The organism is Pseudomonas sp. GG8 (assembly GCF_052976945.1).
Genome location: NZ_JBRIIP010000001.1, coordinates 1749057 through 1772279, shown reverse-complemented (window position 1 = coordinate 1772279; position 23223 = coordinate 1749057). Strand labels below are relative to the sequence as shown.

23 protein-coding genes and 1 pseudogene are annotated in these 23223 nt (G+C 57.2%); 16 read left to right on the top strand and 8 right to left on the bottom strand.

What is annotated here, in order from left to right:
- Window positions 1-63: 63 nt before the first annotated feature.
- The 4 genes from ACVBEG_RS08655 to ACVBEG_RS08640 form a co-directional block, all read right to left on the bottom strand.
- A complete protein-coding gene (locus ACVBEG_RS08655; RefSeq protein ID WP_447107577.1) occupies window positions 64-924 on the bottom strand; it encodes a MurR/RpiR family transcriptional regulator in 861 nt (286 codons plus the stop codon).
- 273 nt (window positions 925-1197) lie between these two features.
- Window positions 1198-3087, bottom strand: a complete 1890-nt coding sequence (gene mrdA, locus ACVBEG_RS08650) for a penicillin-binding protein 2 (protein WP_322179644.1) — start codon at window positions 3085-3087, stop codon at window positions 1198-1200.
- Window positions 3088-3232: 145 nt separating this feature from the next.
- Entirely contained in the window at window positions 3233-4027 is a 795-nt protein-coding gene (locus ACVBEG_RS08645) for an ABC transporter permease (protein WP_322179645.1), read from the bottom strand.
- A complete protein-coding gene (locus ACVBEG_RS08640) occupies window positions 4027-4704 on the bottom strand; it encodes an ABC transporter ATP-binding protein (RefSeq protein WP_322179646.1) in 678 nt (225 codons plus the stop codon). Before ACVBEG_RS08640 ends, ACVBEG_RS08645 begins: the two co-directional genes overlap by 1 nt.
- 209 nt (window positions 4705-4913) lie before the next feature.
- Between ACVBEG_RS08640 and ACVBEG_RS08635 the strand changes: the two genes are divergently transcribed.
- Together ACVBEG_RS08635 and ACVBEG_RS08630 are read left to right on the top strand one after the other, a co-directional pair.
- The gene (locus ACVBEG_RS08635; RefSeq protein ID WP_322215748.1) at window positions 4914-5891 is read left to right on the top strand and encodes a class I SAM-dependent methyltransferase; all 978 of its coding nucleotides are present in this window, start codon (window positions 4914-4916) and stop codon (window positions 5889-5891) included.
- Between the two features lie 112 nt (window positions 5892-6003).
- Window positions 6004-6933 (top strand): AEC family transporter, encoded by a 930-nt coding sequence (locus ACVBEG_RS08630; protein WP_322179648.1) that lies wholly within the window; start codon window positions 6004-6006, stop codon window positions 6931-6933.
- A gap of 20 nt (window positions 6934-6953) precedes the next feature.
- Here the strand turns inward: ACVBEG_RS08630 and mnmH are convergent, their stop codons facing one another.
- Both mnmH and selD read right to left on the bottom strand, forming a co-directional pair.
- Window positions 6954-8060, bottom strand: a complete 1107-nt coding sequence (gene mnmH, locus ACVBEG_RS08625; protein ID WP_322215744.1) for a tRNA 2-selenouridine(34) synthase MnmH — start codon at window positions 8058-8060, stop codon at window positions 6954-6956.
- Window positions 8060-9094, bottom strand: coding sequence for a selenide, water dikinase SelD (gene selD, locus ACVBEG_RS08620; RefSeq protein ID WP_322179650.1), 1035 nt, complete (start codon window positions 9092-9094; stop codon window positions 8060-8062). Before selD ends, mnmH begins: the two co-directional genes overlap by 1 nt.
- Window positions 9095-9626: 532 nt before the next feature.
- On the opposite strand from selD, the pseudogene ACVBEG_RS08615 reads away from it, so the two are divergent.
- Together ACVBEG_RS08615 and ACVBEG_RS08610 are read left to right on the top strand one after the other, a co-directional pair.
- Window positions 9627-9908: pseudogene (locus ACVBEG_RS08615) on the top strand (PAS domain-containing protein); the annotation flags it as partial.
- Window positions 9909-10082: 174 nt separating this feature from the next.
- Window positions 10083-11192, top strand: coding sequence for a methyl-accepting chemotaxis protein (locus ACVBEG_RS08610; RefSeq protein ID WP_407074631.1), 1110 nt, complete (start codon window positions 10083-10085; stop codon window positions 11190-11192).
- Window positions 11193-11335: 143 nt separating this feature from the next.
- Here the strand turns inward: ACVBEG_RS08610 and ACVBEG_RS08605 are convergent, their stop codons facing one another.
- Window positions 11336-12355 (bottom strand): branched-chain amino acid aminotransferase, encoded by a 1020-nt coding sequence (locus ACVBEG_RS08605; RefSeq protein ID WP_322182730.1) that lies wholly within the window; start codon window positions 12353-12355, stop codon window positions 11336-11338.
- A 381-nt stretch (window positions 12356-12736) separates the two neighbouring features.
- Between ACVBEG_RS08605 and atpD the strand changes: the two genes are divergently transcribed.
- From atpD to ACVBEG_RS08545, 12 genes are all read left to right on the top strand, one after another.
- Window positions 12737-14176, top strand: coding sequence for a F0F1 ATP synthase subunit beta (gene atpD, locus ACVBEG_RS08600; RefSeq protein WP_322215742.1), 1440 nt, complete (start codon window positions 12737-12739; stop codon window positions 14174-14176).
- Complete coding sequence (locus tag ACVBEG_RS08595) at window positions 14151-14555, top strand: F0F1 ATP synthase subunit epsilon (RefSeq protein ID WP_447107576.1); 405 nt, start codon at window positions 14151-14153, stop codon at window positions 14553-14555. Before atpD ends, ACVBEG_RS08595 begins: the two co-directional genes overlap by 26 nt.
- The gene (locus ACVBEG_RS08590; protein ID WP_322179654.1) at window positions 14548-14883 is read left to right on the top strand and encodes an AtpZ/AtpI family protein; all 336 of its coding nucleotides are present in this window, start codon (window positions 14548-14550) and stop codon (window positions 14881-14883) included. Before ACVBEG_RS08595 ends, ACVBEG_RS08590 begins: the two co-directional genes overlap by 8 nt.
- Window positions 14876-15175: an ATP synthase subunit I gene (locus tag ACVBEG_RS08585; protein WP_322179655.1), complete on the top strand. Its 300-nt coding sequence runs from the start codon at window positions 14876-14878 to the stop codon at window positions 15173-15175. The genes ACVBEG_RS08590 and ACVBEG_RS08585 overlap by 8 nt, the downstream gene beginning before the upstream one ends.
- Entirely contained in the window at window positions 15165-15866 is a 702-nt protein-coding gene (locus ACVBEG_RS08580) for a F0F1 ATP synthase subunit A (RefSeq protein WP_322215739.1), read from the top strand. Before ACVBEG_RS08585 ends, ACVBEG_RS08580 begins: the two co-directional genes overlap by 11 nt.
- A gap of 18 nt (window positions 15867-15884) precedes the next feature.
- On the top strand, window positions 15885-16166 hold the full coding sequence (locus tag ACVBEG_RS08575) for a F0F1 ATP synthase subunit C (protein ID WP_219060682.1): 282 nt from the start codon (window positions 15885-15887) through the stop codon (window positions 16164-16166).
- 3 nt (window positions 16167-16169) lie between these two features.
- The gene (locus ACVBEG_RS08570; protein WP_447107575.1) at window positions 16170-16988 is read left to right on the top strand and encodes a F0F1 ATP synthase subunit B family protein; all 819 of its coding nucleotides are present in this window, start codon (window positions 16170-16172) and stop codon (window positions 16986-16988) included.
- A complete protein-coding gene (locus tag ACVBEG_RS08565) occupies window positions 16985-18532 on the top strand; it encodes an alternate F1F0 ATPase, F1 subunit alpha (RefSeq protein ID WP_322179658.1) in 1548 nt (515 codons plus the stop codon). The genes ACVBEG_RS08570 and ACVBEG_RS08565 overlap by 4 nt, the downstream gene beginning before the upstream one ends.
- Window positions 18529-19407, top strand: a complete 879-nt coding sequence (locus tag ACVBEG_RS08560; protein WP_322179659.1) for a F0F1 ATP synthase subunit gamma — start codon at window positions 18529-18531, stop codon at window positions 19405-19407. The genes ACVBEG_RS08565 and ACVBEG_RS08560 overlap by 4 nt, the downstream gene beginning before the upstream one ends.
- Before the next feature lie 135 nt (window positions 19408-19542).
- Window positions 19543-19983, top strand: a complete 441-nt coding sequence (locus ACVBEG_RS08555) for a CBS domain-containing protein (protein WP_322215731.1) — start codon at window positions 19543-19545, stop codon at window positions 19981-19983.
- Between the two features lie 24 nt (window positions 19984-20007).
- Window positions 20008-20850, top strand: coding sequence for an NAD-dependent protein deacetylase (locus ACVBEG_RS08550; RefSeq protein WP_447107574.1), 843 nt, complete (start codon window positions 20008-20010; stop codon window positions 20848-20850).
- Between the two features lie 81 nt (window positions 20851-20931).
- Window positions 20932-21465 (top strand): GNAT family N-acetyltransferase, encoded by a 534-nt coding sequence (locus tag ACVBEG_RS08545; RefSeq protein ID WP_322179662.1) that lies wholly within the window; start codon window positions 20932-20934, stop codon window positions 21463-21465.
- Between the two features lie 160 nt (window positions 21466-21625).
- On the opposite strand, the gene norR is transcribed toward ACVBEG_RS08545, so the two are convergent.
- Window positions 21626-23176 (bottom strand): nitric oxide reductase transcriptional regulator NorR, encoded by a 1551-nt coding sequence (norR, locus tag ACVBEG_RS08540; protein WP_322215726.1) that lies wholly within the window; start codon window positions 23174-23176, stop codon window positions 21626-21628.
- Window positions 23177-23223: the final 47 nt, after the last annotated feature.

The window sequence follows — 23223 nt, the reverse complement described above, 5'->3', positions numbered from 1 at the left end:
AACACTCCAATCAAAAGTAAGACGCTGGTCATCATGTTGCCGGTTTGATAGCCCTGAGCAGCGCTATTCAAACTGGCCAAAAAGCTCTTGCAGGTGCCGATTTTTCGCCAGACGCTCGTCCAGACGGTCACCGTATTTTTCCGCCACGGCCGACACCATCAGATTGAAAAGGCATGTCAGCGGTGCCAGGGAATCCCAAAACTGACCCACGTCGGTCTTCAGTTGCAACAGGTCCATGGGGTAATCCCTGGCCCACGCACAGTGGAAATCGGTGACCAATGCCAAGGGCAGATTGTTGCTGCTGGCAACCTCGCAGAATGTGCGGGCCACGCTGGAATAGGTACGGAAATCGGAAATGATCGCGTAGGGATTCTCGAAACTTGAGTTCAGGGACTCCGCATAAGTCCCGGACAGGCCATCGACGTAGTAGACCTTTGGCCGGATGTATTCGAGGTGGCTATGAAACGCGTTGAGAATGCCGCGAGTGGTCTGAATACCGACAATGAATACCGCATCGGCGGCGTACAGACGCTCGACGATGTGGGCAAACTGTTCGCTCCGGGCCAGGCCGTACACGTGCTGAATAGCGTCCAGTTCTCGGCTCAACGAGCGATCCAGCGCATCGCCGTGAGTGGCTTCTTCACGGAAGGCGCCAAGCCGGTCGGTGATCAGCCAGGTATTACCCGAGTCACCGCGCAAGCTTTGTTTGACGTCGTCCAGATTACGGTAGCCCAGCGAACGCAAGAAGCGTCCGACCGAAATGCCCGTGGTTCCGGTTTGCTGCGCGATGCTGTCCGCTGTTTCGAAGGGCAACTTCTGAGGGTTGGCCAACAGGTAACCGGCGATACGCTTCCCTGTAGGCGTCAGGCCAGTGAAGCGCTGTTCCAGCGTCACCAGAAAACTGCTTTTTTCAGTGGAGTTCATGCCGGATTCAACGCCTTGGCGCAGCCATAAATGTTAGAAGACGGTCATTAATCTTCAATATGTTATCAACATAACATTCAAATTCAGACGGATACAACGACTTTTTTGCAGAAATTTTCAGGAAGATTTTTATTGATTCACAGTGGTGCACGATGAAGCTTGAACGCCCGGTTTACGGGCATAAACCGGGATCTGACCAGCCTGCTTCGCGGGCAAATGCGCGTCCTGTTGGAGCGCATTTGTTCGCGCATAACGTGAGCTTGATGCGGCGTATCAGACGTGCGGCTCACCCGGCGCTTTGACCGGCGTCGCATATTGCGGCTTCAAGTGGCCTTCTTTGTCGAGCAACCAGGCGTCCATCACCTGGCGCACGACAGGACCCGCCACGCGACCGCCCGCTTCACCGTTCTCGATCATGACCGAGACCGCGATTTTCGGATGTGCCGCCGGGGCGAAACCAACGAACAAGGCGTTGTCGCGGTTGCGCTCCAGGGTTTTCAAACGGTTGTAGCGCTCACCCTGCTTGATCGCAACCACCTGGGCCGTGCCGCTTTTACCGGCAATCCGGTATTGCGCGCCGAGGGCAGAAGCCCGAGCAATGCCACGCGGGTCATGCATCACCATCTGCATACCGTGATTGACCTGATCCCACTCACTGGAGTCATGCAACACGATGTTAGGCATCGGGTGTTCATCGACCGGTGACACACCATCGATAGTTTTCGCCAGATGAGGCCGATTCCACACGCCTTTGTTGGCAATCAACGCGGTGGCCTGGGCCAGTTGCAGCGGTGTCACCTGCATATACCCCTGCCCGATACCCAAGATGACGGTTTCACCCGGGAACCAGACCTGACGTCGCGTGGCCCGCTTCCACTCACGGGAAGGCATTAGCCCCGCCGACTCCTCAAACATGTCCAGCGACACTTTTTGTCCCAGGCCAAACATGGTCATGTAGTCATGCATGCGATCAATGCCGAGCTTGTGCGCCAGCGTATAGAAATAGGTGTCGTTGGAACGCATGATGGCGGCATCCATGTCCACCCAACCATCACCGCTGTGGTTCCAGTTTCGGTATTTGTGATCGTAATCCGGCAGTTGGAAGTAGCCAGGGTCGAACACCCGGGTCTGCGCGGTAACAACACTGCTGTCCAGCCCTGCAATCGCGACCTCAGGTTTGATCGTCGAACCGGGCGCATACAACCCGCGCAGCACCCTGTTGAACAAGGGCCGGTCGACAGAGTCACGCAGCGCTGCGTATTCCTTGAAGCTAATCCCGGTGACGAACAGGTTGGGATCGAAACTGGGTTTGCTGACCATGGCCAGTACTTCGCCGGTTTCCGGGTCCAGCGCCACCACCGAACCACGCCGATCTCCCAGGGCATCTTCCGCCGCCTCCTGAAGACCGATATCCAGGCTCAGGACAATACTTTTACCGGGGATAGGGTCCGTGTGCTTGAGCACGCGCAACACCCGCCCTTGCGCATTGGTTTCGACCTCTTCATAACCGACCCGGCCATGCAGTTCAGACTCGTAGAAGCGCTCGATACCGGTCTTGCCGATCGATTGAGTGCCGCGATAATCCACTGACAGTTGCTTGGACTCTTTTTCGTTGATCCTGCCCACATAACCAATGGAATGGGCAAAATGCGCGCCCAACGGATAATGCCGAACGAACTGCGGCTCGACGTCGATCCCCGGCAGGCGAAACTGATTGACGGCGACCAGGGCAATTTGTTCTTCGGTCAACTCATACAGCAACGTCACAGGGTCGAAGCGATGACGGGCTTGCTTCAGATCCTTGTCGAACAAAATCCGGTCTTCTTCAGGCAACTGAAGAATACTGATCAGGGAGTCCAGCACCTGGCTCCAGTCCCCGGACCGCTCGCGGGTCATGATCAGGTTGAAACTGGGCCGATTGTCCGCCAGCACCACACCATTACGGTCGTAAATCATGCCTCTTTCCGGCGGGATCGGAAGGACATGCACACGATTGTTCTCTGAAATCGTCGAATGATAAGCAAACTCGGTTACCTGCAGAAAATACATTCTACCCACCAGAATGCAGCTCAACACGGCCACGAGCAGACCACACGCAAGCAAACGCTTATTGACCAGTTGCGTTTCTTTCTCGTGGTCCTTCAAGGGAATTGGTTCAGGCATTGCTACAGCTTCTCGTTAAAAAAGGGGAAAACGTGACAAATTGTGACGCACAATACCAAGAAGTAGCCCCGGATATTGCACCTCTGATCAACGGCGGCGATGCCTCGCCGACAAATCAGAGTGCGCAAGGGAATGTCATTGCCAACTATTTGCGCACCATCAGCCTCGACGCCAAAAACCGGTGATCCGCTGAAAACAGCCGCCGGTAGGTGAGCAGTACTGCACACACCGTTCCCAGCGCCGATGCCGCCGCGATCAGGAACATTATGATGATTTGATAACGCACCGCCTGAATTGGCGACTGCCCCGCCAGCACCTGCCCCGTCATCATCCCGGGCAGGCTGACCAGCCCGACCACAGTCATTTGATTAAGCGTAGGGATCATCCCGGCACGCACCGCCTGGCGGGCCGGGCCTTGTGCGGCCTCCCAGCGGGTAGCGCCGAGGGCAAGACTCATTTCCACGACGTTGCGCCCGGTCGTCAATTCCTGAGTCATCCGCTCAATACCCAACGACACCCCGGTCAGGGTGTTGCCGAGAATCATCCCGAGAATGGGGATTGCATACTGCGGCTCATACCAGGGATGAATCCGAATAACGGCGAACAGCCCCACGGCAGTGACCAGCCATGAACTCAGCCAGATCGACGCAATGCTGTCGATACGCTGCCCCGCATACGTCCGCTTGCCTCGTCCTGAGGCCGACAGCCCCGCAATCAAGGTCATCCCGGCCATCAACGGCAGCACGACATACCATTGGGCGAAGTTGAACACCCAACCCAAGACATAACCAATGGCGAGTAGCTGCACAACGGTGCGGATCGCCGCCCACACCAGTTTGCGTTCCAGATCAAGCTTCAGGACAAGGGACAGTACGCCGTTAATCAGGATCAACGAGGAAGCAATTCCAATATCCAGTAGCGATAAGTTCTGATAGTCCATCAGGTCGTGTGCTCGCTCAATGTGCCTGCCTGCATCGTCAGCCTTCGCTCACTCATGCGCTGAGCCTGCTCTTGATCGTGGGAGATCCAGATGTAGGCGCGATCATCTTGCGCGGCGCCACTGAACCAGGCCGCCACCAGTGACTCGATTTCTCGAGATGATTCGGGATCCAGTGACGCGGTGGGTTCATCAAGCAGAAGCACATCAGGCTGCAATTGCAGAACCCTGATCAACGCTGCAATTTGCGCTTCACCCCCCGACAGTTCGCTGGCCTGCTGGTCGAGAAAGCGCTCCCCCCTACCCGCCTGCTCGGCCAACCGCAAGGCGGCGGCGCGGTCGAAGGTAAGGTCGTGATAGACCTTCAAGCTGAAGGGGTAACGCAGATTGTCTTCAACTGTGCCCTCAAGCATTGCGGGGCGCTGAGCGATGTAACTGACATGGCGGCGATACGCCGGAATCCCGGAGCTCGACACCGGTTTATCGCGCCAAAAAACGCGGCCCTCCTCCAGCGGATCAAGCAGCGCCAGGGCACGAAGAAATACACTTTTCCCCGACCCCGACGGTCCCGTGAGGGCGATGCGATCTCCACCTGCCAAGGTGAAATCCGTAGGATTAAGCAGACACTTCTGGGTTTTGGCGTCGTTTCGGACCAGCCCTGACGCTTTGATCAAGATCACTCGACAGCTGTCCTGGTATAGAAAGCAGCAGTTTCATACGGAACCGTTACCACGTCGTTTGTTTCGCTTTTCATCCTTTCCCCCGATTATTTCGCGTGGTGCCGCTCAGTAAACTCGAGCGGCTTTTGCCTAGGCTAACAAAATAAACGCCACCAACCCCCCGGCGATTACGCTTAAACTGCGCGCTTTCGAATGACTGATAGCCCGCAATGAATTCCGAAGCCCTCTCTATCTTGCAACAGCATTTAATCTCCGCTTTAAGTGCAGTACCTGACGAAGCTCGCCGCCTGTTTCACGGCAGAGGGCTACGCTGGCCGGGGCTTGAAGAAGTGACCGTTGACTGGTTGCAGGGCGTGCTATTGGTGTCGCTGTACAAGCAACCGGATGAAGCCGAGTTGGCTGCCATGAAGCACATGCTTCTGGCCCTGAGTCAGTCTCCCGCCTGGCTGCACAGCCAGGCGCATACCCTGTTATTGCAACACCGCTACCTTCAAGACAGTACAACCGAATGGTTGCTGGGGGAGACCGTTGATAATGGGGTTGTCACCGAGAACGGTCTGCATTTCAAACTGGACTTTGGCAGAAACCAGAACACCGGGCTGTTCCTGGATATGCGCTATGGTCGCCGCTGGGTTCAAGCTCAGGCACACGGCAAACGGGTGCTGAATCTGTTCGCGTATACCTGTGGCTTTTCTGTCGCCGCCATTGCCGGGGGCGCCGAGCACGTAGTGAATCTCGACATGGCCAAGGCCGCCTTGAGCCGAGGGCGAGATAATCACCGCCTTAACCAGCATGATTTGAGCCGCGTGAGTTTTTTAGGGCATGACCTTTTCAAATCCTGGGCGAGAGTAAAAAGAGACGGCCCCTACGACCTGATCATCGTCGACCCGCCTTCGTTTCAGAAAGGCAGCTTTGTGCTGACCAAGGACTACCAGAAAATCCTCCGCCGCCTGCCTGATTTGCTCAACCCGCAAGGTCTTGTACTGGCGTGTATCAATGACCCCGCCATCGGCCCGGACTTTTTAATCGACAGCGCCGCTGTCGAGGCGCCTGACTTGATTTTTCAGCAGCGCCTGGAAAACCCGCCCGAGTTTGCCGACATCCACCCTGAAGGCGGGTTGAAGGCGTTGATCTTCTCGTTGAATAGCGACTTTGTGGCCGGGCAAGGGTCCGCTCTGCTGCCCTGAAACCGTTGATACAGAGAGATTGCAGATCCCGAGCGCATCAATAAAGATTGGACGCTAACGATTTCCGACTTTAACCTTGCCGGCTTGTTAGCGGTTCAAGGGGTCGGGGTCGATGTCTTCTGTATTGAATGTATTGCTGCCGATCTTCGCCCTGATCCTCATCGGTTTTGTATGCCGACGCACCCATCGTCTGGGCCCGAACGCGGCCTCGGAAATCAACCGCATGGTGGTGTGGCTGTGTCTGCCCGCGCTGTTATTCACGGCGACTGCCACCGCAACCTGGGAGAAAATCTGGCACCCAGGCTTTGTGCTCGCGTTTACAGGCAGCACGCTTGCGATGTTCGTGCTGACCCTGTTACTTCGCTGGAAAAAGAGTGGCCACTTCGCCGATGCCAGTATTGATGCACTCAGCGCGTCCTATGCCAATACCGGCTATATCGGCATACCGCTGTGCATCATGGTGCTGGGGCCAGAGGGTCTTGAACCGGCTCTGATTGCGTCCTTGCTGGTGGTCTGTGTGTTGTTCGGGCTGGCGCTGGTGTGCATCGAGATCGGTTTACAGAGCGAGCGTCGGGTGCATCGCATCGTGCTCAAGGTGCTACTCGCGCTGGCGAAAAACCCCTTGGTGGTCTCGCCGATTCTGGGCGCCTGCTGGGCCTATACCGGCGTGCCGCTGCCCGGGGCACTTGAAAAATTCTTGAGCCTGCTCGGCGCAGCAACCACACCGTGTGCACTGATCTCACTCGGGCTGTTCCTCGCCCAGAAACAGCAAGGCCCACGGCAAGGCGCAACGATGCTGGTACTGATAAAGCTGATCGCGCATCCACTGCTGACTTGGTTTCTGGTGTTCCGCGTATTCCACCTGCCGCCGTTGTGGGCCAATTCGGCGCTATTACTCAGCGCGCTTCCCACAGGTACCGGGCCGTTCATGCTGGCCGAATACTACCGGCGCGAGGCATCCGTGGTTTCAAGCACGATTCTGATCTCGACCCTTGGCTCGCTGGTGACCCTGTCGATCTGTCTGTACGTCATCAACGGATGACGCACAGCCGAACCCGGTACTCAGTCGAGTCGGCGGCCACGCTCTCTCAGGTACTCAAGCACCGCCGCATGATCGCCGGAAAACTCGATACGCGGCCCTTTGCTGTCTCTCTGATAGGCATACATGGGGTCGTAATACTCACTCAGCATCCCGATGATCCAGTCCCGGTGCAGATCGACCGCACCGGACTTTTCCTGCTCGATCAGTGCACTGTCCATGATCAAGGCCAGGCGCTGGTAGCGCTCTCCGCCCAGACGTTTGACGATGCCTGACAAGCTCTGGCGCAGGTGCGCAGCAAAGACGCCAAAGCCCTGCTCGATGCCATGAACACCTATGAACTCGGCGCACAAATCGATCACATAATCTTTAAGAATTCGCTCGACCCGATCCTCGAAGCGCTCCTCAAGCCAGACCAGCGGGTACTTCTGCATGCCCTGGAACAATGTCAGCGGGATCGCACGGCTACCGACAACACGCCCCTCGTCCTCGAGAACGAACTGACTGATACCTCCAGCACGCTTTTTGAGAATGTCGATCGCCAAGGCATTCTCGAAACTGATCTGCACCGGTTGCGGCGTCGCATGCTTGCCGAAACTGGAGCCGCGGTGATTCGCGAGCCCCTCTAAATCCAGGGCATTGGCCAACTGCGTCAATACTTCGGTCTTGCCGGAGCCTGTCAGCCCGGCCACCAGCACAAAATCGCACTCGGCCACCGCGCTATCAGTAACGTCGATCAGGTACGTTCGCAGAGCCTTGTAACCACCGATAACCCGTGGATACTCGATCCCGGCCTCGCTCTTGAGCCATTGCTGGGTCAGTTGCGAGCGTAATCCTCCCCGAAAGCAATACAGGTAGCCCTGAGGTTGGGAATGGGCAAAGTCCACCCAGGCCTCGATGCGCGCTTGTTTGGTCTGGCCGGACACCAGTTGATGGCCCAGTTCAATGGCCGCCTGCTGCCCTTGCTGCTTATAGCAGGTGCCCACTTTCTCCCGTTCCAGATCGTTCATCAGTGGCCGATTGCACGCCAGGGGAAAAGCACCTTTGTCGAATTCGACCGGCGCACGAACGTCCATCAAGGGGCGGTCGTTGAGAAAAATGTCGCGGTAGTCGGTGCTGTTTTGACGCATCAGAACACCTCAACCGCGTGACGCTGTCGGCCCACGAATTCGCCAATTACAGACAACTCCAGCCCCAGTTCAGAGGCCAGCGCAAGGAAGTTCGCTTGCTCACCCTCTTCGACGGCAACCAGAAGACCGCCACTGGTTTGCGGATCGCACAACAGCAACTTCTGCATTTGCGTCAACGCGGTGATGCGCTCGCCGTAACTGTCGAAATTACGGTGGGTCCCACCCGGGACGCAGCCCTGCTCAAGATAGAAGTCGACACTGGCCAATCGAGGTACGGCTGCAAAGTCGAGGCGCGCTGTCAGTTGGCTACCGTCCGCCATCTCCACCAGGTGGCCAAGCAAGCCAAAACCGGTGACATCGGTCATCGCCTTGACCCCCTCCAGCTTGCCGAAACGGCTGCCGGGCTTGTTCAATGCGCACATCATGTCGCGCGCCACCCCTTGATCCTCTGCGCGCAAAACACCCTTTTTCTCGGCCGTTGTGAGAATACCGATGCCCAAAGGCTTAGTCAGATAGAGCTTGCAACCTTCGGTCGCGGTGTCATTGCGCTTCATGAATCGCTTCTCGACCAATCCCGTCACTGCCAGACCAAAAATAGGCTCCGGCGTATCAATCGAATGCCCACCCGCCAGCGGGATGCCGGCAGCATCACAGGCTGCACGCCCGCCGCGAATCACTTCACGGGCAACTTCCGGCGCCAGCACATTGACCGGCCAACCCAGAATTGCAATCGCCATCAACGGATCACCGCCCATGGCGTAGATATCGCTGATGGCATTGGTGGCGGCAATCCGTCCGAAATCGTATGGATCATCGACGATAGGCATGAAGAAATCGGTGGTCGACACCACACCGCGCTCCTCATCGATGGCGTACACCGCCGCGTCGTCGCGCGATGCATTGCCAACCCAGAGTTTTGGATCAAGGTTCTGCGCACCACTGCCAGCCAGAATCACCTCCAGCACCTGTGGAGAGATTTTGCAGCCGCAACCTGCACCGTGACTGTACTGGGTAAGGCGAATCGGCGAGCTCATCTGTGCACCTCTGAATATCAAGTGCACCGATTCTAACAGAGCGGCCAAGCGTGATAGGCGCTTTGGTTCGAAAGCCTGCTCAACGCACCGCGCCTCAGTGAGAGCAAAAAGTATGACAATTTGACAAATAACCGCTCTGGCACAAAAAAGCAGGCTAGAATCCGCGTATACCTTTTTATCAAGGCAGATTGTGCCTTCCCCCAACGAGCCCTGCCGCCTTGATGGAGGACTCCAAGCGCTCGCTCGAAGCGCGGGAGCAGATTAGCGGCCTGACTTCGCCCTGTGTAGGGAGCGGCAATTGCCGCCCTTGGCATATAAAGCTATCCCTGAATAGCAGCCACACCACTTCACTGCACGCGCATGTTTTATAGTTGATAAGCGTAGAGGCTAACTGCTATCACCCACACCTGAAATCAATAGGCCTCCGCACTATCATTACGCCCTTGATTTAGCATGAGCCATCGTTAGGGAGTAACCCATAACTCGTATGGCTTTACATCATTAAACATTAACTCTTCTGGACATATTTACCTTGCGAACTGCCCGTACTACCACTGCTGTCGAGCAAATATTTCCGGCTCAACAACGCCTGATTTCAGCGACTGATACCAGCGGAAAAATCACCTATTGCAACAGCGAGTTCGCCCAGATAAGCGGTTACTCTCAACAAGAGCTGATCGGCAGCCCTCACAACCTGGTGCGTCACCCCGACATGCCACCTGCTGTTTTTGCGCTGATGTGGCGTTATTTGAAAGCGGGAAAAAGCTGGATGGGTGTTGTAAAAAATCGCTGTAAGAACGGAGATTTTTATTGGGTCAGCGCGTACGTAACCCCCATTCTTGAAGAGGGCAAGTTAGTCGGCTACGAGTCCGTCAGGGTCAAGCCGACCCGACAGCAGATAGACCGAGCACATCGGCTGTACGAGCGTTTGCGTGCCGGTAAAAATGCCGTGTCCACAAAACATCACCTAGCTGCTTTTGCCGGGCAAATGCTTTTCCCCGCAATAGCGGCTGTTCTCGCTATTGGCGCTACTAACTACCTGCCCAATCCGGTCGCCCAGGCCGCGACCGCCGGGTTATTTTTAATCGTAGGTGTGTGGTCATATAAACGGATCGGGCGCCAACTAAAGCACATCATTGAAAGTGCACCCGACGCGTTTACAGACCCGGTGAGTGCGCTCACCTATAGCGACGCCTATGGCCCGTCGGCGCAGCTGGCGATGATACTGATCAGTGAAGACGCCCGGCTCAAGACCGCCCTCACGCGCCTGAGCGATCTCGCTTCCCAGGTGTCTGAGGCGGCGGCACACTCCTCACTGCTTTCCAGCCAGACTGAACAGGCTTTGCTTGAGCAAAGAGCCGAAACTGACATGACGGCCGCTGCCATGACTCAAATGGCCGCGTCGATCAACGAGGTGTCCGGTCATGTGCAACACACTGCACATGAAGCACAAACAGCACATGAACTGGCTCAACGGGCTGGCGAAGTGGCCGGGACGTCTAGAGAAGCCATTCAACTGCTGGCAAGCACTGTAACCAACATCAGCAACGCCGTGGATAACCTGGCCAACGAAACTCAGCAGATCATGAGTGCTGCAGGGATGATTCAATCCATTGCCGACCAAACCAACCTGCTTGCCCTCAACGCCGCCATTGAAGCAGCCAGAGCCGGTGAACAAGGTCGGGGCTTTGCAGTAGTGGCCGATGAGGTCCGCGCACTGGCCGGCAAAACTCGCGAATCAACCCAGCAAATTCAACACGTCATTGAAACCCTGAAAAAGGGTGCCGATGAGGCTGTCAGCATTGCCCGGATGGGCATCAACGAGGCCGATCACGGTGTCCTGCAAGTCATTGAGGCACAACAGGCACTTCAGGGAATCCGGGAAGCCGTTGAGCGCATCAGCAGCATGAGTCACCAGATGGCAGCGGCTTCAGAAGAGCAGGCCCATGTCGCTGAAGATATAGCCCGGCAAATCAATAATGTTGCAGGGACCGTTGAGACAACAGCAAACAATGCACATGCAGCGGTGATGCGTGGCAACGAACTGGAAAGTACATCTCGTGGTTTGCGCGCGCTGGTTGAACGGTTTAACCGGTGACCCGTTGCAGGAACACTGTGTTTGGGAGAGTTCCATAACATGACGTCACCCTGTGCAGACCTCACTGTCCGGCGATAGATACCGGTGCTCATCCACCTTCATGCGGGTGGATGAGCCCATACAGTGTATGCAGGGGGCTGTTATCAGACTTTCACGATCCAGCCTTCAGGCGCTTCGATATCGCCTGTTTGCACGCCCGTGAGTTCGTTATAGAGCCGCTGAGTCACGGGCCCTACTTCTTCTTCACTGTAGAACACGTGCAACTTACCTTGGTACTCAATGCCGCCAATCGGTGTAATCACCGCAGCCGTACCGCAGGCGCCGGCTTCCTTGAACTCATCAAGGCGGTCGATAAACACATCGCCCTCGATGACTTTCAGGCCCAGGCGAGTTTGCGCCAGCTCGATCAACGACAAGCGAGTAATACCAGGGAGTACCGAAGGTGACTTCGGTGTCACGAACTCATCATTGCGCGTAATAGCGAAGAAGTTGGCAGACCCCACTTCTTCAATTTTCGAATGGGTTAGGGGGTCCAAGTAAATGCAGTCGGCGAAGTTATGCTTCTTGGCTTCTGAATTGGGCATCAGGCTCGCGGCGTAGTTACCGCCCACTTTGGCGGCCCCGGTACCATTGGGTGCAGCCCGGTCATAGCTGGAAATCACGAAGTTGTTCGGTTTCAAGCCGCCTTTGAAGTAGGCGCCCACCGGCATGCAGAAGATCGAGAAAATGAACTCCGGTGCCGTACGCACGCCAATGTTATCGCCAACCCCGATGATGAAGGGGCGCAGGTATAGCGCTCCGCCTGTGCCATAGGGGGGGATGAAGCGCTCGTTGGCGCGCACGACTTGCTTGCAGGCTTCAATGAAGACATCAGAAGGAACAGGAGGCATCAGCAACCTGGCACAGCTGCGCTGCATGCGTAGCGCGTTCTGGTCGGGGCGGAACAGATTGATCGACCCGTCCTTGCAGCGATACGCCTTGAGCCCTTCGAAGCACTGCTGACCGTAGTGAAGGGCTGTCGAGCCTTCGCTGATGTGCAACACGTTGTCTTCTGTCAGGGTGCCTTCCTGCCAGGCACCGTTGCGCCAGTAAGACAAATAGCGCAGATCTGTCTTGATGTAATCGAATCCCAGCTTGTCCCACTTTATGCTTTCGTAACCCATGACACCCTCGATCATTTAACAACGCCTGAACACCCCAGGCTTCTGACATCGTGCTGATGCGAACAACAATACTTTATTCACGCATTTATCGCAGCCTGAACGAAAATACTCTTGTTTTTTTACCGCCTGTCGGGAGGCCGAATTCAAGCCTGACCGAACGCCAGCCGGTCGAACGTTGAGCGACATCCACCGGGTGCCCGGTGGATATTTTTCGCCCGATCCTTGATCAGGGTCTATGCACCCTGGATTTATTGGGGCCAATATAGACCCTTACTGGGTTATCTGGGGAATTGCGCACGCGGCAAGAAATGCCCAGCGCAGCCTTTCAGAATGAGATTTCCCGGTGCCCTACTCGGCTGACAACGGAAATAAGGGGCTCGCATGACAAGCAATGCCTGCTTATCGAATACAGGCGTGGTTGCTTCGGTGCGTGGCAGCGTCGTTGATATACGCTTCGAAGCCCATCTGCCTCCGATCCATTCCCTGCTGCACACTGGGGCCGAAGGCAAAATCATCATCGAAGTGATGGAGCAACTGGATGCTCATCGTGTACGCGGCATCGCCCTGACGCCGACACAAGGTCTCGCTCGCGGCATGCGGGTCGAGGACAGCGGCGGGCCCTTGCTTGCCCCCGTAGGCAAGGAAATTCTGTCACGCATGTTCGACGTCTTTGGCAATGCCATCGACCGTCTGCCCGCGCCTCAGGTTGGCTGGCGCAGCGTCCATCGCGCGCCACCTTCACTGGCCAATCGCTCGACCAAAACCGAAGTATTCGCAACGGGGATCAAGGTCATTGATGTGTTGATGCCGCTGGAGCGTGGTGGCAAGGCCGGGCTGTTCGGTGGGGCTGGCGTCGGCAAGACTGTGCTGTTGACCGAGATGATTCACAACATGGTGGGGCAGACCGAAGGCGTCAGTATCTTTTGCGGCATCGGAGAGCGCTGCCGCGAAGGCGAGGAACTCTACCGCGACATGAAGGCAGCAGGCGTCCTGGAGAACATGGTGATGATCTTCGGACAGATGAACGAACCTCCGGGCGCGCGTTTTCGGGTCGGCCACGCGGCCTTGACCATGGCCGAGTATTTCCGCGACGACGAGCACCGTGACGTGTTGCTGCTGGTCGATAACATTTTTCGTTTTATCCAGGCGGGCATGGAGATTTCCGGGCTGATGGGCCAGATGCCCTCGCGCCTGGGGTATCAGCCGACCATGGGCACCGAACTGTCGCAACTGGAAGAGCGCATCGCCAACACCGATACCGGCGCCATCACCTCGATTCAGGCGGTCTATGTGCCGGCTGATGACTTTACCGATCCCGCCGCCGTGCATACCTTTTCCCACCTCTCCGCCTCCATCGTGCTGTCTCGCAAGCGGGCCAGTGAGGGTTTGTACCCGGCCATCGATCCGCTGCTGTCGAACTCGAAAATGGCCACGCCCGGGGTCATCGGCGAGCGGCACTATGCGCTGGCTCAAGAGATCCGCCGCACACTGGCGCAATACGCCGACCTGAGAGACATTATTGCCATGCTCGGTCTGGAACAGCTGTCGACCGAGGATCGCAAGGTGGTTGCCCGTGCCCGGCGGCTGGAACGCTTCCTCACTCAGCCGTTTTTTACCACCGAGCAATTTACCGGTCTTGCAGGCAAGTGGGTCAGCCTCGAGGACGCCCTGGACGGCTGCGAGCGCATTCTGCGCGATGAGTTCAAGGACGTCCCGGAAAGCGCCCTGTACATGATAGGGAGCATTGACGAAGCGCTGGGCAAAGCCAGCCCCGAGCCTGCAACGGAGGCTAAAAATGCCGTCAACCCACATGAAACTTAAAATTCTGCTGCCCTTCAAGGTCTTCGCCGATAAGGTCGACGTACTGCGTATTGTCGCCGAATCCCACAACGGCTCTTTCGGCCTGTTGCCTCAGCGGCTGGACTGTGTGGCAGCTCTTGCACCGGGCATTCTCATTTATGAAACTGCGACCGAGGGCGAAGTATGTGTGGCGGTCGATGAGGGGGTATTGGTCAAAACCGGGCGCGACGTCCTCATTTCCGTGCGTAACGCCATTGGCGGCACGGACCTGGGTGAACTGCACAAGGCCGTCGAGCAGGAGTTCCTCAATCTGGATGAGCAGGAGCGCAGTGTACGTTCGGTCCTGGCGAAGCTGGAGGGCGGTTTCATTACCCGTTTCGCGGCCATGCATCATGAGTGACCGCGAAGAAAAGAAGCCCGCCAAGGGCAAGGCGTTCAGCGAGCAGATCGGTGTTAAAGCAGCGCGCAAGCTCAAGGCGCAGCGCCAGGTTAATCAAACGGTCTGGTCCGGTCTTGGCATGATGGGCCTGATCGGCTGGTCGGTGACCCTCCCGACGCTGCTCGGCGCCGCGTTGGGTTTTTGGCTAGATAAGCACTATCCAGGCAGCCACTCGTGGACACTTGCGCTGCTGGCTCTGGGGCTAGGCCTCGGTTGCTTCAATGCATGGCATTGGGTTGCCAAAGAAGGTCGGGAAATTCGCGATCAGGAGTCTGATAAGGATGAGTGACATGTTGAGTCTGGTCCCGGCATTTGCGGTGGGCGTTGTGCTCGGTGCGTTCTTTTTCGGTGGCCTTTGGTGGACGGTTCGTCAGGCAGCGTCATCGCGTTGGGCAGCGCTCTGGTTTTTCGCCAGCCTGCTCCTGCGAACCGGCGTCGTGCTGGTCGGTTTCTATTTTGCCTGCGACGGTGACTGGCAGCGCTGGCTGGTCGCGTTGCTCGGGTTTACCGTGGCCCGCTTTTTTGTTACGCGACTGACTCGGCCAACCCTGCCTTTCGCGGAGGACAGCCATGCACCTTAGCCCGGACGACGTCATTTTCTGGCAATACGGCTTTTTCAAGATCAACGCCACTATCGCCTTTACATGGGCGCTGATGCTATTCCTCGCGCTGGGTTCAAAACTGGTGACCCGCCGGCTGTCCCGTGGATTGGAGCGCAGCGGCTGGCAGAATTTGCTGGAAATCATCGTCACCGGCATTACCACGCAGTTAGGTGAGGTTGGCCTCCTCCAGCCACGTAAATACCTTGGATTTGTCGGGACGCTGTTTCTGTTTGTGGCGAGTGCCACTTTATTTACGATCGTGCCTGGGTATGAGCCACCCACCGGATCGCTGTCGACGACAACTGCGTTGGCAATCTGCGTGTTTATCGCAGTGCCCCTGTTTGGCATCGCCGATTGCGGTCTGGGCGAGTACTTGCGCGCCTATACGAAGCCAACCTTCATCATGCTGCCCTTCAACATCGTCAGCGAACTCTCGCGCACGTTGGCACTGGCTGCCCGTCTGTTTGGCAACATGATGAGCGGCGCGATGATTCTCGCCATCCTGCTAACCATCACCCCCTTCCTCTTTCCCATCGCCCTCAGTGCGCTTGGGTTATTGACCGGCATGGTTCAGGCCTACATTTTCAGCATTCTGGCAGCGGTTTACATCGCGGCAGCGACACGATCACGCCCGCCCGCGCCAGACTCCATCTCCGACTCGACAACTTGAACTCAGGAAGGAATTACCATGGATAGCATGACGATTATTGCAGTGGTTTCCATCATCACTGCAGGGCTGACCATCGCCATCGGCAGTATTGGCCCCGCACTTGGTGAAGGACGTGCAGTGGCGACGGCGTTAACGTCGTTGGCGCAACAACCCGATGCTGCCGCGACCATTACCCGAACGCTGTTTGTTGGCCTGGCCATGGTCGAGTCAGTGGCGATTTACTGCTTCGTGGTGTCGATGATTCTTCTGTTCGCCAATCCGTTCTGGAATCACGCCATCGCCCAGGTCGCCGGAAAATAGATCATGCTCATCGATTGGTTCACTGTCGGCGCTCAAGCGCTCAACTTTCTCATCCTGATGTGGTTGTTGAAGCGCTTCCTTTATCACCCGATCCTTGCGGCTATCGATGCGCGAGAGCAGCGTATTGCGGCGCAATTGGCGGATGCCGAGGCGAAAGAAGCCGAGGCAAACAAGGAGCGCGATGAGTTTCTGCAAAAAAACGCGATGTTCGACAAGGAACGGGCTGCGCTGTTGCAACAGGCAACAGCCGCGGCGAATGTAGAGCGCCAGCGCCTTCTCGATGACGCACACCAGGCCGCCACGGCCTTGAGTGCCAAACATCTGGAAACCCTGCAGAGCGAAGCTCGCCGCCTGCATGACGAACTGGGGCGGCGCACTCAGAAAGAAGTTTTTGCCATTGCTCGCAAGACCCTGAAAGACTTGGCCGGGACGACCCTGGAAGAGCGCATGGTCGACACCTTCGTCAACCGTCTGAGTACGTTGAACGCTGAGGAAAAGCAAGGCTTGGTGGTAGCGCTAAAGGCATCGGCAGAACCGGTCATCGTGCGTAGCGCTTTCGAGTTACCAGAGGCGCAACGCACTGCCACGCGAGCAGCCATCAACACGCTCCTGGCAGTGAGCGCTGACGTTCACTTCGAGACCGCCCCGGACTTGGTGAGCGGTATCGAACTCAGCGCAGCCGGGCAAAAGGTAGCCTGGAGTATCGCGGAGTATCTGGCGTCCATGGAAAAGGGCATCAGCGAACTGCTGGACACGACGGAGCAGGTCTACGCCCGGCCGGAGGTGACGGCCCCCCTCCTGAAAGAAGGGCAAGTCACATGAGCATCGAGCGCCTTCAGGATGTCTTTGCGACTGCCTTTACTGTCATGGGTGAAGCGCGGGAAGGCTTTGTCCATCAGTTGAAGACAACAGAAGTCGGTCGGGTCACCAGCATTGCGTCTGGCATCGCCAAGGTCTCCGGATTGCCCGGTGTCGGCTTCGAGGAACTGGTGAAGTTCCCAGGCGATATCCATGGCATCGCCTTCAATATCGACGAGAACGAAATCGGCGTCGTGCTGCTCGGTGACTACTCGCAACTGCACGCTGGCGATGAGGTCGAGCGCTGCGGGCATGTGGTGGACGTACCGGTCGGCGATGGCCTGATCGGTCGTATCGTCGACCCTACGGGTCAGCCACTGGACGGCCTTGGGCCCCTTTTGTCCAGCGCCCGGCTGCCGATTGAGCGGCCAGCAGCGCACATCATGGATCGGGCACCGGTTACCGCCCCCCTGCAAACCGGCATCAAGGTGATTGACGCACTGATCCCGGTCGGACGCGGTCAGCGCGAGCTGATCCTGGGTGATCGGCAAACCGGCAAAACCGCGATTGCCCTGGAGACCATCCTCAATCAGCACGATCAGAATGTTCTGTGCGTGTACTGCTCCATCGGCCAACGTGCCTCCGGCGTCGCCAAAGTGATCGCTACCCTGCGTGAACAAGGTGCGCTGGCGTATACCGTGGTAGTGGTCACCGAAGGCAACGATCCGCCAGGCCTCGCCTACATTGCGCCGTATGCTGCGACCAGCATTGCCGAGTACTTCATGGAGCAGGGACGCGACGTTCTGCTGGTCTACGACGACCTGACCCACCACGCTCGCGCCTACCGTGAACTCTCTCTGCTGCTGCGCAGGCCACCCGGTCGCGAGGCGTTCCCTGGCGATATTTTTTACATTCACTCGCGCTTACTGGAGCGTGCGACTCATTTGCGCCCCGAGCTCGGCGGTGGTTCCCTGACGGCTTTACCCATCATCGAAACCGAAGCACAGGACATTTCCGCCTACATCCCGACGAATCTGATCTCCATAACCGACGGGCAGATCTACCTCTCTCCAGCGCTCTTCGAACTCGGCGTGCTGCCGGCAGTCGATGTCGGCAAATCGGTTTCCCGCGTGGGCGGCAAGGCGCAACGGGGCGTCTATCGAGCCGTGGCCGGCGACCTCAAACTGGCCTATGCCCAGTTCGAGGAGCTTGAAACTTTTTCCCGTTTCGGCGCCCGGCTCGATGAAGACTCTCGCCAACTGATCGCGCATGGACTGCGGATCCGGGCCTGTCTCAAACAACAGGAATTCGCACCGTTGTCGGTGCCCGAGCAAATTGCGGTTCTGCTGGCGTTGACCGCGGGATGCTTCGATAAAGTGCCGCTTGAACAGATGGTCCAGGCCGAGCAGGCAGTGTGTGAGGCTACAGGGGCCATCCCGGTCGAGGTCAGATCACGTTTCAATGGAGATGAGAAACTGAGTGACGCCGACCGGGCTGCGATTATTCAGATCGCGCGCAATGCCTTGGCGCACTTGCAAGCCCCGGCAGACTCCGGGAGTGCGCCGTGAGCGACACCCCCGCCAACCTGCGTCGTAAAATCACCGGTGCCGCAGACCTCGAATCCGTTGTGCGCACAATGAAAGCAATGGCGGCATCGAACATCGGTCAGTATGAAAACGCGGTCAGCTCACTGAATGATTACTATCGCACTGTACAGTTGGGCCTGATGGCCTGTTTCCAGCGCCAGGCGACCGCCGACCAAGGGGGCGTACAGAAAAAGAAGGAAGGGATTGGGGTTATCGTCTTCGGTTCCGACCAGGGATTGGTCGGCCAATTCAACGATGTTCTGGTCGAGTTCGTCATCGATGCGCTAGGCAAACTGCCAGGAGATAAAAGAGTCTGGGCGGTCGGCGAACGTATTCAGTCACGCCTGACAGACAGCGATTTACACTTGGGCCAAAGCTTCGTTCTGCCCAGTTCCATCACTGCGATTACACCTCTGGTCGGGCAGATTTTGCTCGAAATGCAAACCCGCCGCGAACAGGGCGAGATCTCTCAGGTGTACCTGTTCCACAACCGTCCACAGTCAGGTGCGATTTATGCACCCGTAAGCCAGCGACTATTGCCGCTGGACGAAACGTGGCGGCGTAATCTGGCAGCCAATCACTGGCCGTCCAAAAATCGACCCGAAGTGATGAATGGCACAGACCAAACCCTCCCGGCGCTAATCCGCGAGTATCTTTTTGTCTCACTGTTTCGAGCCTGCGCCGAATCGCTGGCCAGCGAAAATGCCAGCCGTCTTGCGGCCATGCAGCGCGCCGAGAAAAACATCGGCGAGCTGTTGGAGGATCTCAACCGGGACTTCCATCGTCTGCGCCAAAGCGCTATTGACGAAGAGTTATTTGATGTCATTTCAGGCTTTGAAGCGCTGAGCAAGTCTTGAGAGCAGCCCGGATGACGTTTTCCCGTCGTGTGCATGCCGTTTTAGTCCTTGCCCTGCAAGCTTCTCTCTACGATTCTGTATGACCCTGTCAGGCCGGTTCGCGGCCACCCCAAAAACAACACTGGAGAGGCTCGCATGAAGACCGTTGCGCAACTGCTGAAGTTGAAAGCCAAGCAAAACCAGCAAGTTCACACCATCGCCCCTGACCAAAAGGTTCTGGAAGCACTCAAGGTGATGGCCGATAAAAATGTCGGTGCTCTACCCGTGATGGAGAACGGCCAGGTGGTAGGCGTTATCAGCGAGCGCGACTATGCGCGCAAGGTCGTCCTCCAGGGACGGTCCTCGGAGGGCACGTCCGTCAGCGAGATCATGAGTACGCCTGTATTGACCGTGGATTCGCATCAAAGCATCGACACCTGCATGGGCATCATGACCGATAGACACCTGCGCCACTTGCCGGTTGTCGAAGAGGGAAAACTGCTGGGTTTGCTGTCCATTGGCGACCTGGTTAAAGAAGCCATTGCCGAGCAGGCTGACCTGATACAGCAACTGGAGCAGTACATTCGCGGTGATTAAGCTGACCTTATCGGAGATTTCAACATGATCGATAGGCAGGTCAGCGACCGTCTCGAGATGCTCTACCAACTGATGGTCAACAAGCCGTTTTTGGTCCTGACGGGCGCGGGCATCAGCACCCCGTCCGGTATTCCGGACTACCGTGACAGCGAGGGTGTCCGTCGAGGCAAAGCCCCCATGATGTACCAAGAGTTTCTCAGTACGCCGGCAGCGCGGCGGCGCTATTGGGCCCGTGCGATGCTGGGCTGGCCACGCATCCGGCAAGCTCGGCCAAACGCTGCCCATGAAGCGCTGGCAACGTTGCAAACGAAGCAGCTTATCGCCGGACTCATCACCCAAAACGTCGACACGCTGCATGATCAGGCGGGCAGTCACGAAGTGATTGAGCTGCATGGCAGCCTGCACCGGGTGGTGTGCCTGGATTGCGACCAGCGTGCTGATCGTCAGACGATCCAGCTCGTCATGGAAGCGGAAAACCCCTACCTGTCGGGGGTCGATGCCACCCAGGCACCCGACGGCGATACGCTGCTGGACCCGGCCTTCGAAGCGAGCTTCCAGATCCCCCGCTGCCCTTCCTGCAGCGGTGAGCGGTTAAAACCGGACGTGGTTTTTTTTGGCGAAAACGTCGCCCAGGCCACCGCAGCCAAGGCCACACAGCATGTCGAGCAGGCACAAGGATTGCTGGTGGTGGGCTCTTCGTTGATGGCCTACTCGGCCTTTCGCTTGTGCCGCGCGATGGCTGAACAGCACAAGCCGCTGATCGCTATCAACTTCGGCAAAACCCGCGCTGACGATTTTCTGGACCTGAAAATCGAAGCGTCCTGCGAACAGCTATTGCCCCTACTGGTTGAGCGCTTGAGGGATTGAGGCATCGCTGGCGGTCGAGGATTCGCCAGCGTGTATCGACAGTCAGGCTTAGCCCATCATTGAATAAGACGAGAAGTGAACATGAACCCCATTCCGATCGTGCGTGATGCCTGCGAAGACGACATGTCAGCGGTGCAGAGCATCTACGCGCAGCACGTCATCGGCGGTATCGCCAGCTTTGAACTGGAAGCCCCCAGCGTGGCTCAAATGATCGACCGGCGCGCCGATGTTCTAGCAAAAGGGTTGCCATATCTGGTCGCAGAACTGGCTGGAGAGGTGGTCGGTTATGGCTACGCAACACTTTACCGACCGCGTCCTGCCTACCGCTTTACAGTCGAGGATTCGGTCTATGTCCGCGACGGATTGGGAGGCCACGGCATTGGCCTGACATTGCTCGGCGAACTCATTGATCGCTGTATTCGAGGCGATTGGCGGCAGATGATCGCGATCATCGGCGATAGCCAAAACCATGCATCAATTCGTTTGCATGAGCGGCTCGGCTTCCATCGGGTAGGCGTCTTTGAGTCGGTCGGCTTCAAGCATGGTCGTTGGGTTGATACAGTGCTGATGCAGCGTTCGCTGGGCGACGGCTCACTGAGTCTGCCGCCGGTTTAAAACGATTGCCTTGGGCAAATAAGGGATGAGTATCGACCGCTTCAATCTGAGCTAAAGTTCCAGCAGCATCCCCGCCTGGTCAACTGCCCAAGGAAGCCTCAACGCGATTGATCTGCTTAGTACCTCCCCTGCCGGCGGCGTTGGTGCCTGACGGCATACCTCAACGAATCCCGAGTCGCCTGGCCAAGCGACTCAAGTTGGCACGATCCAGACCGAGTTCACGGGCGACATCGACCCATTTTCCCTCATGCCGGATCAACGCGTCACTGATCAGTACTTTCTGATAAGCATCGACCGAGGCTTTCAAACCCTCGCCATCCTTGACCTTGGGCGCGTCACCAATCGTGACCGGTTCAACCATCGGAACTTTCTCGTCCAGGCCCAGCGCATAGGCATCAATGGTGAGGATACGCGGACGCTCGACGTGACTGGATAAGGCCTTTAGCGTAGCGCGGCTGATCAAATGCTCCAGCTCGCGGACGTTGCCCGGCCAGGAATAGCTCACCAACAGTTTTTGAGCATCCTGGTTCATGCGCAAGCTGCGCAGCCCCATGCGCGCACGGTTTTCTTCAAGAAAAAACCCCGCCAGCAGGAGCACATCCCGCCCTCGCTCACGCAATGGTGGCACCCGTAACGGGTAGACACTCAGCCGATGATAGAGGTCTGCACGAAAACGACCGGCGCGCACCTCTTCGGCGAGATCACGGTTGGTGGCGGCAATGATTCGCACGTCGACATGATGCTCCTGATCGGAACCGACGCGCTGCAACTGGCCACTCTGCAACACCCTGAGCAACTTTGCTTGAACCGGAAGCGGCAACTCGCCAACCTCGTCGAGGAATATCGTGCCACCGTCGGCCAGTTCGAACTTACCGCCGCGCCCACTGACAGCGCCAGAAAAAGCGCCTTTGACATGCCCGAACAACTCACTCTCGACCAGCAGCTCAGGCAACGCCGCGCAATTGAGGCTGATCAGGGGTTTTTGCGCCCGTGGCGAATGCAGGTGAATGGCTTCCGCCACCAGCTCTTTACCCACGCCGGTTTCCCCGGTGATCAATACCGACAACGCGCTGTTGCCCACCAGTTGAATCTCTTGCAGCATGCCTTTGTGAACAGGGCTCTGACCAATCAGCTCACGCGGCCGACGTCCGCCTGCCGCACGCTTGTAGACCTCAGCCAACTGGCGCTGATCCTCAAAGCTGCGCGCCAGCTGATTGATCCGCTCACTGGCCATCACTGTCGCCGCAGCCAGGCTGGCGAAGGCTTCGAGATTGTCCAGATCGACCTTGCCAAAGCTCGACGGGTCCAGCGCATCCAGGGTAATCAGGCCCCAGGGTTTGTCCTGGAGGTACAGCGGACAGCCAAGGCAATCGTGGACTTCCAGATGCCCCTGATGACCCTCGACCAAACCGTCGTAAGGGTCAGGCAAGCCGCAATCCGTGGAAAACCGGGTCGGGCCACGGCTTTCAAGAAGAAGCTTGAGCCGAGGATGCTCCTCAACCTTGAATCGTCGGCCCAACGTGTCCGGACTCAACCCTTCTACCGACAACGGAATCAGCACATCGCCCTCAAGCTTGAGGAGCGCCACCGCATCGCACGGCAGTATCTGACGCAGGGCGCGCAGCAGGCGTCGATAGCGCTCATCATCCGGCAATTCGCGGGAAAGATCGGCGACCAGCGGCACCAGTGCCAACAGTAAAGGGTTAGTCATTACGACTCCATTGTGGTCATTACGACTTATCGTCACGCTATCAAAAT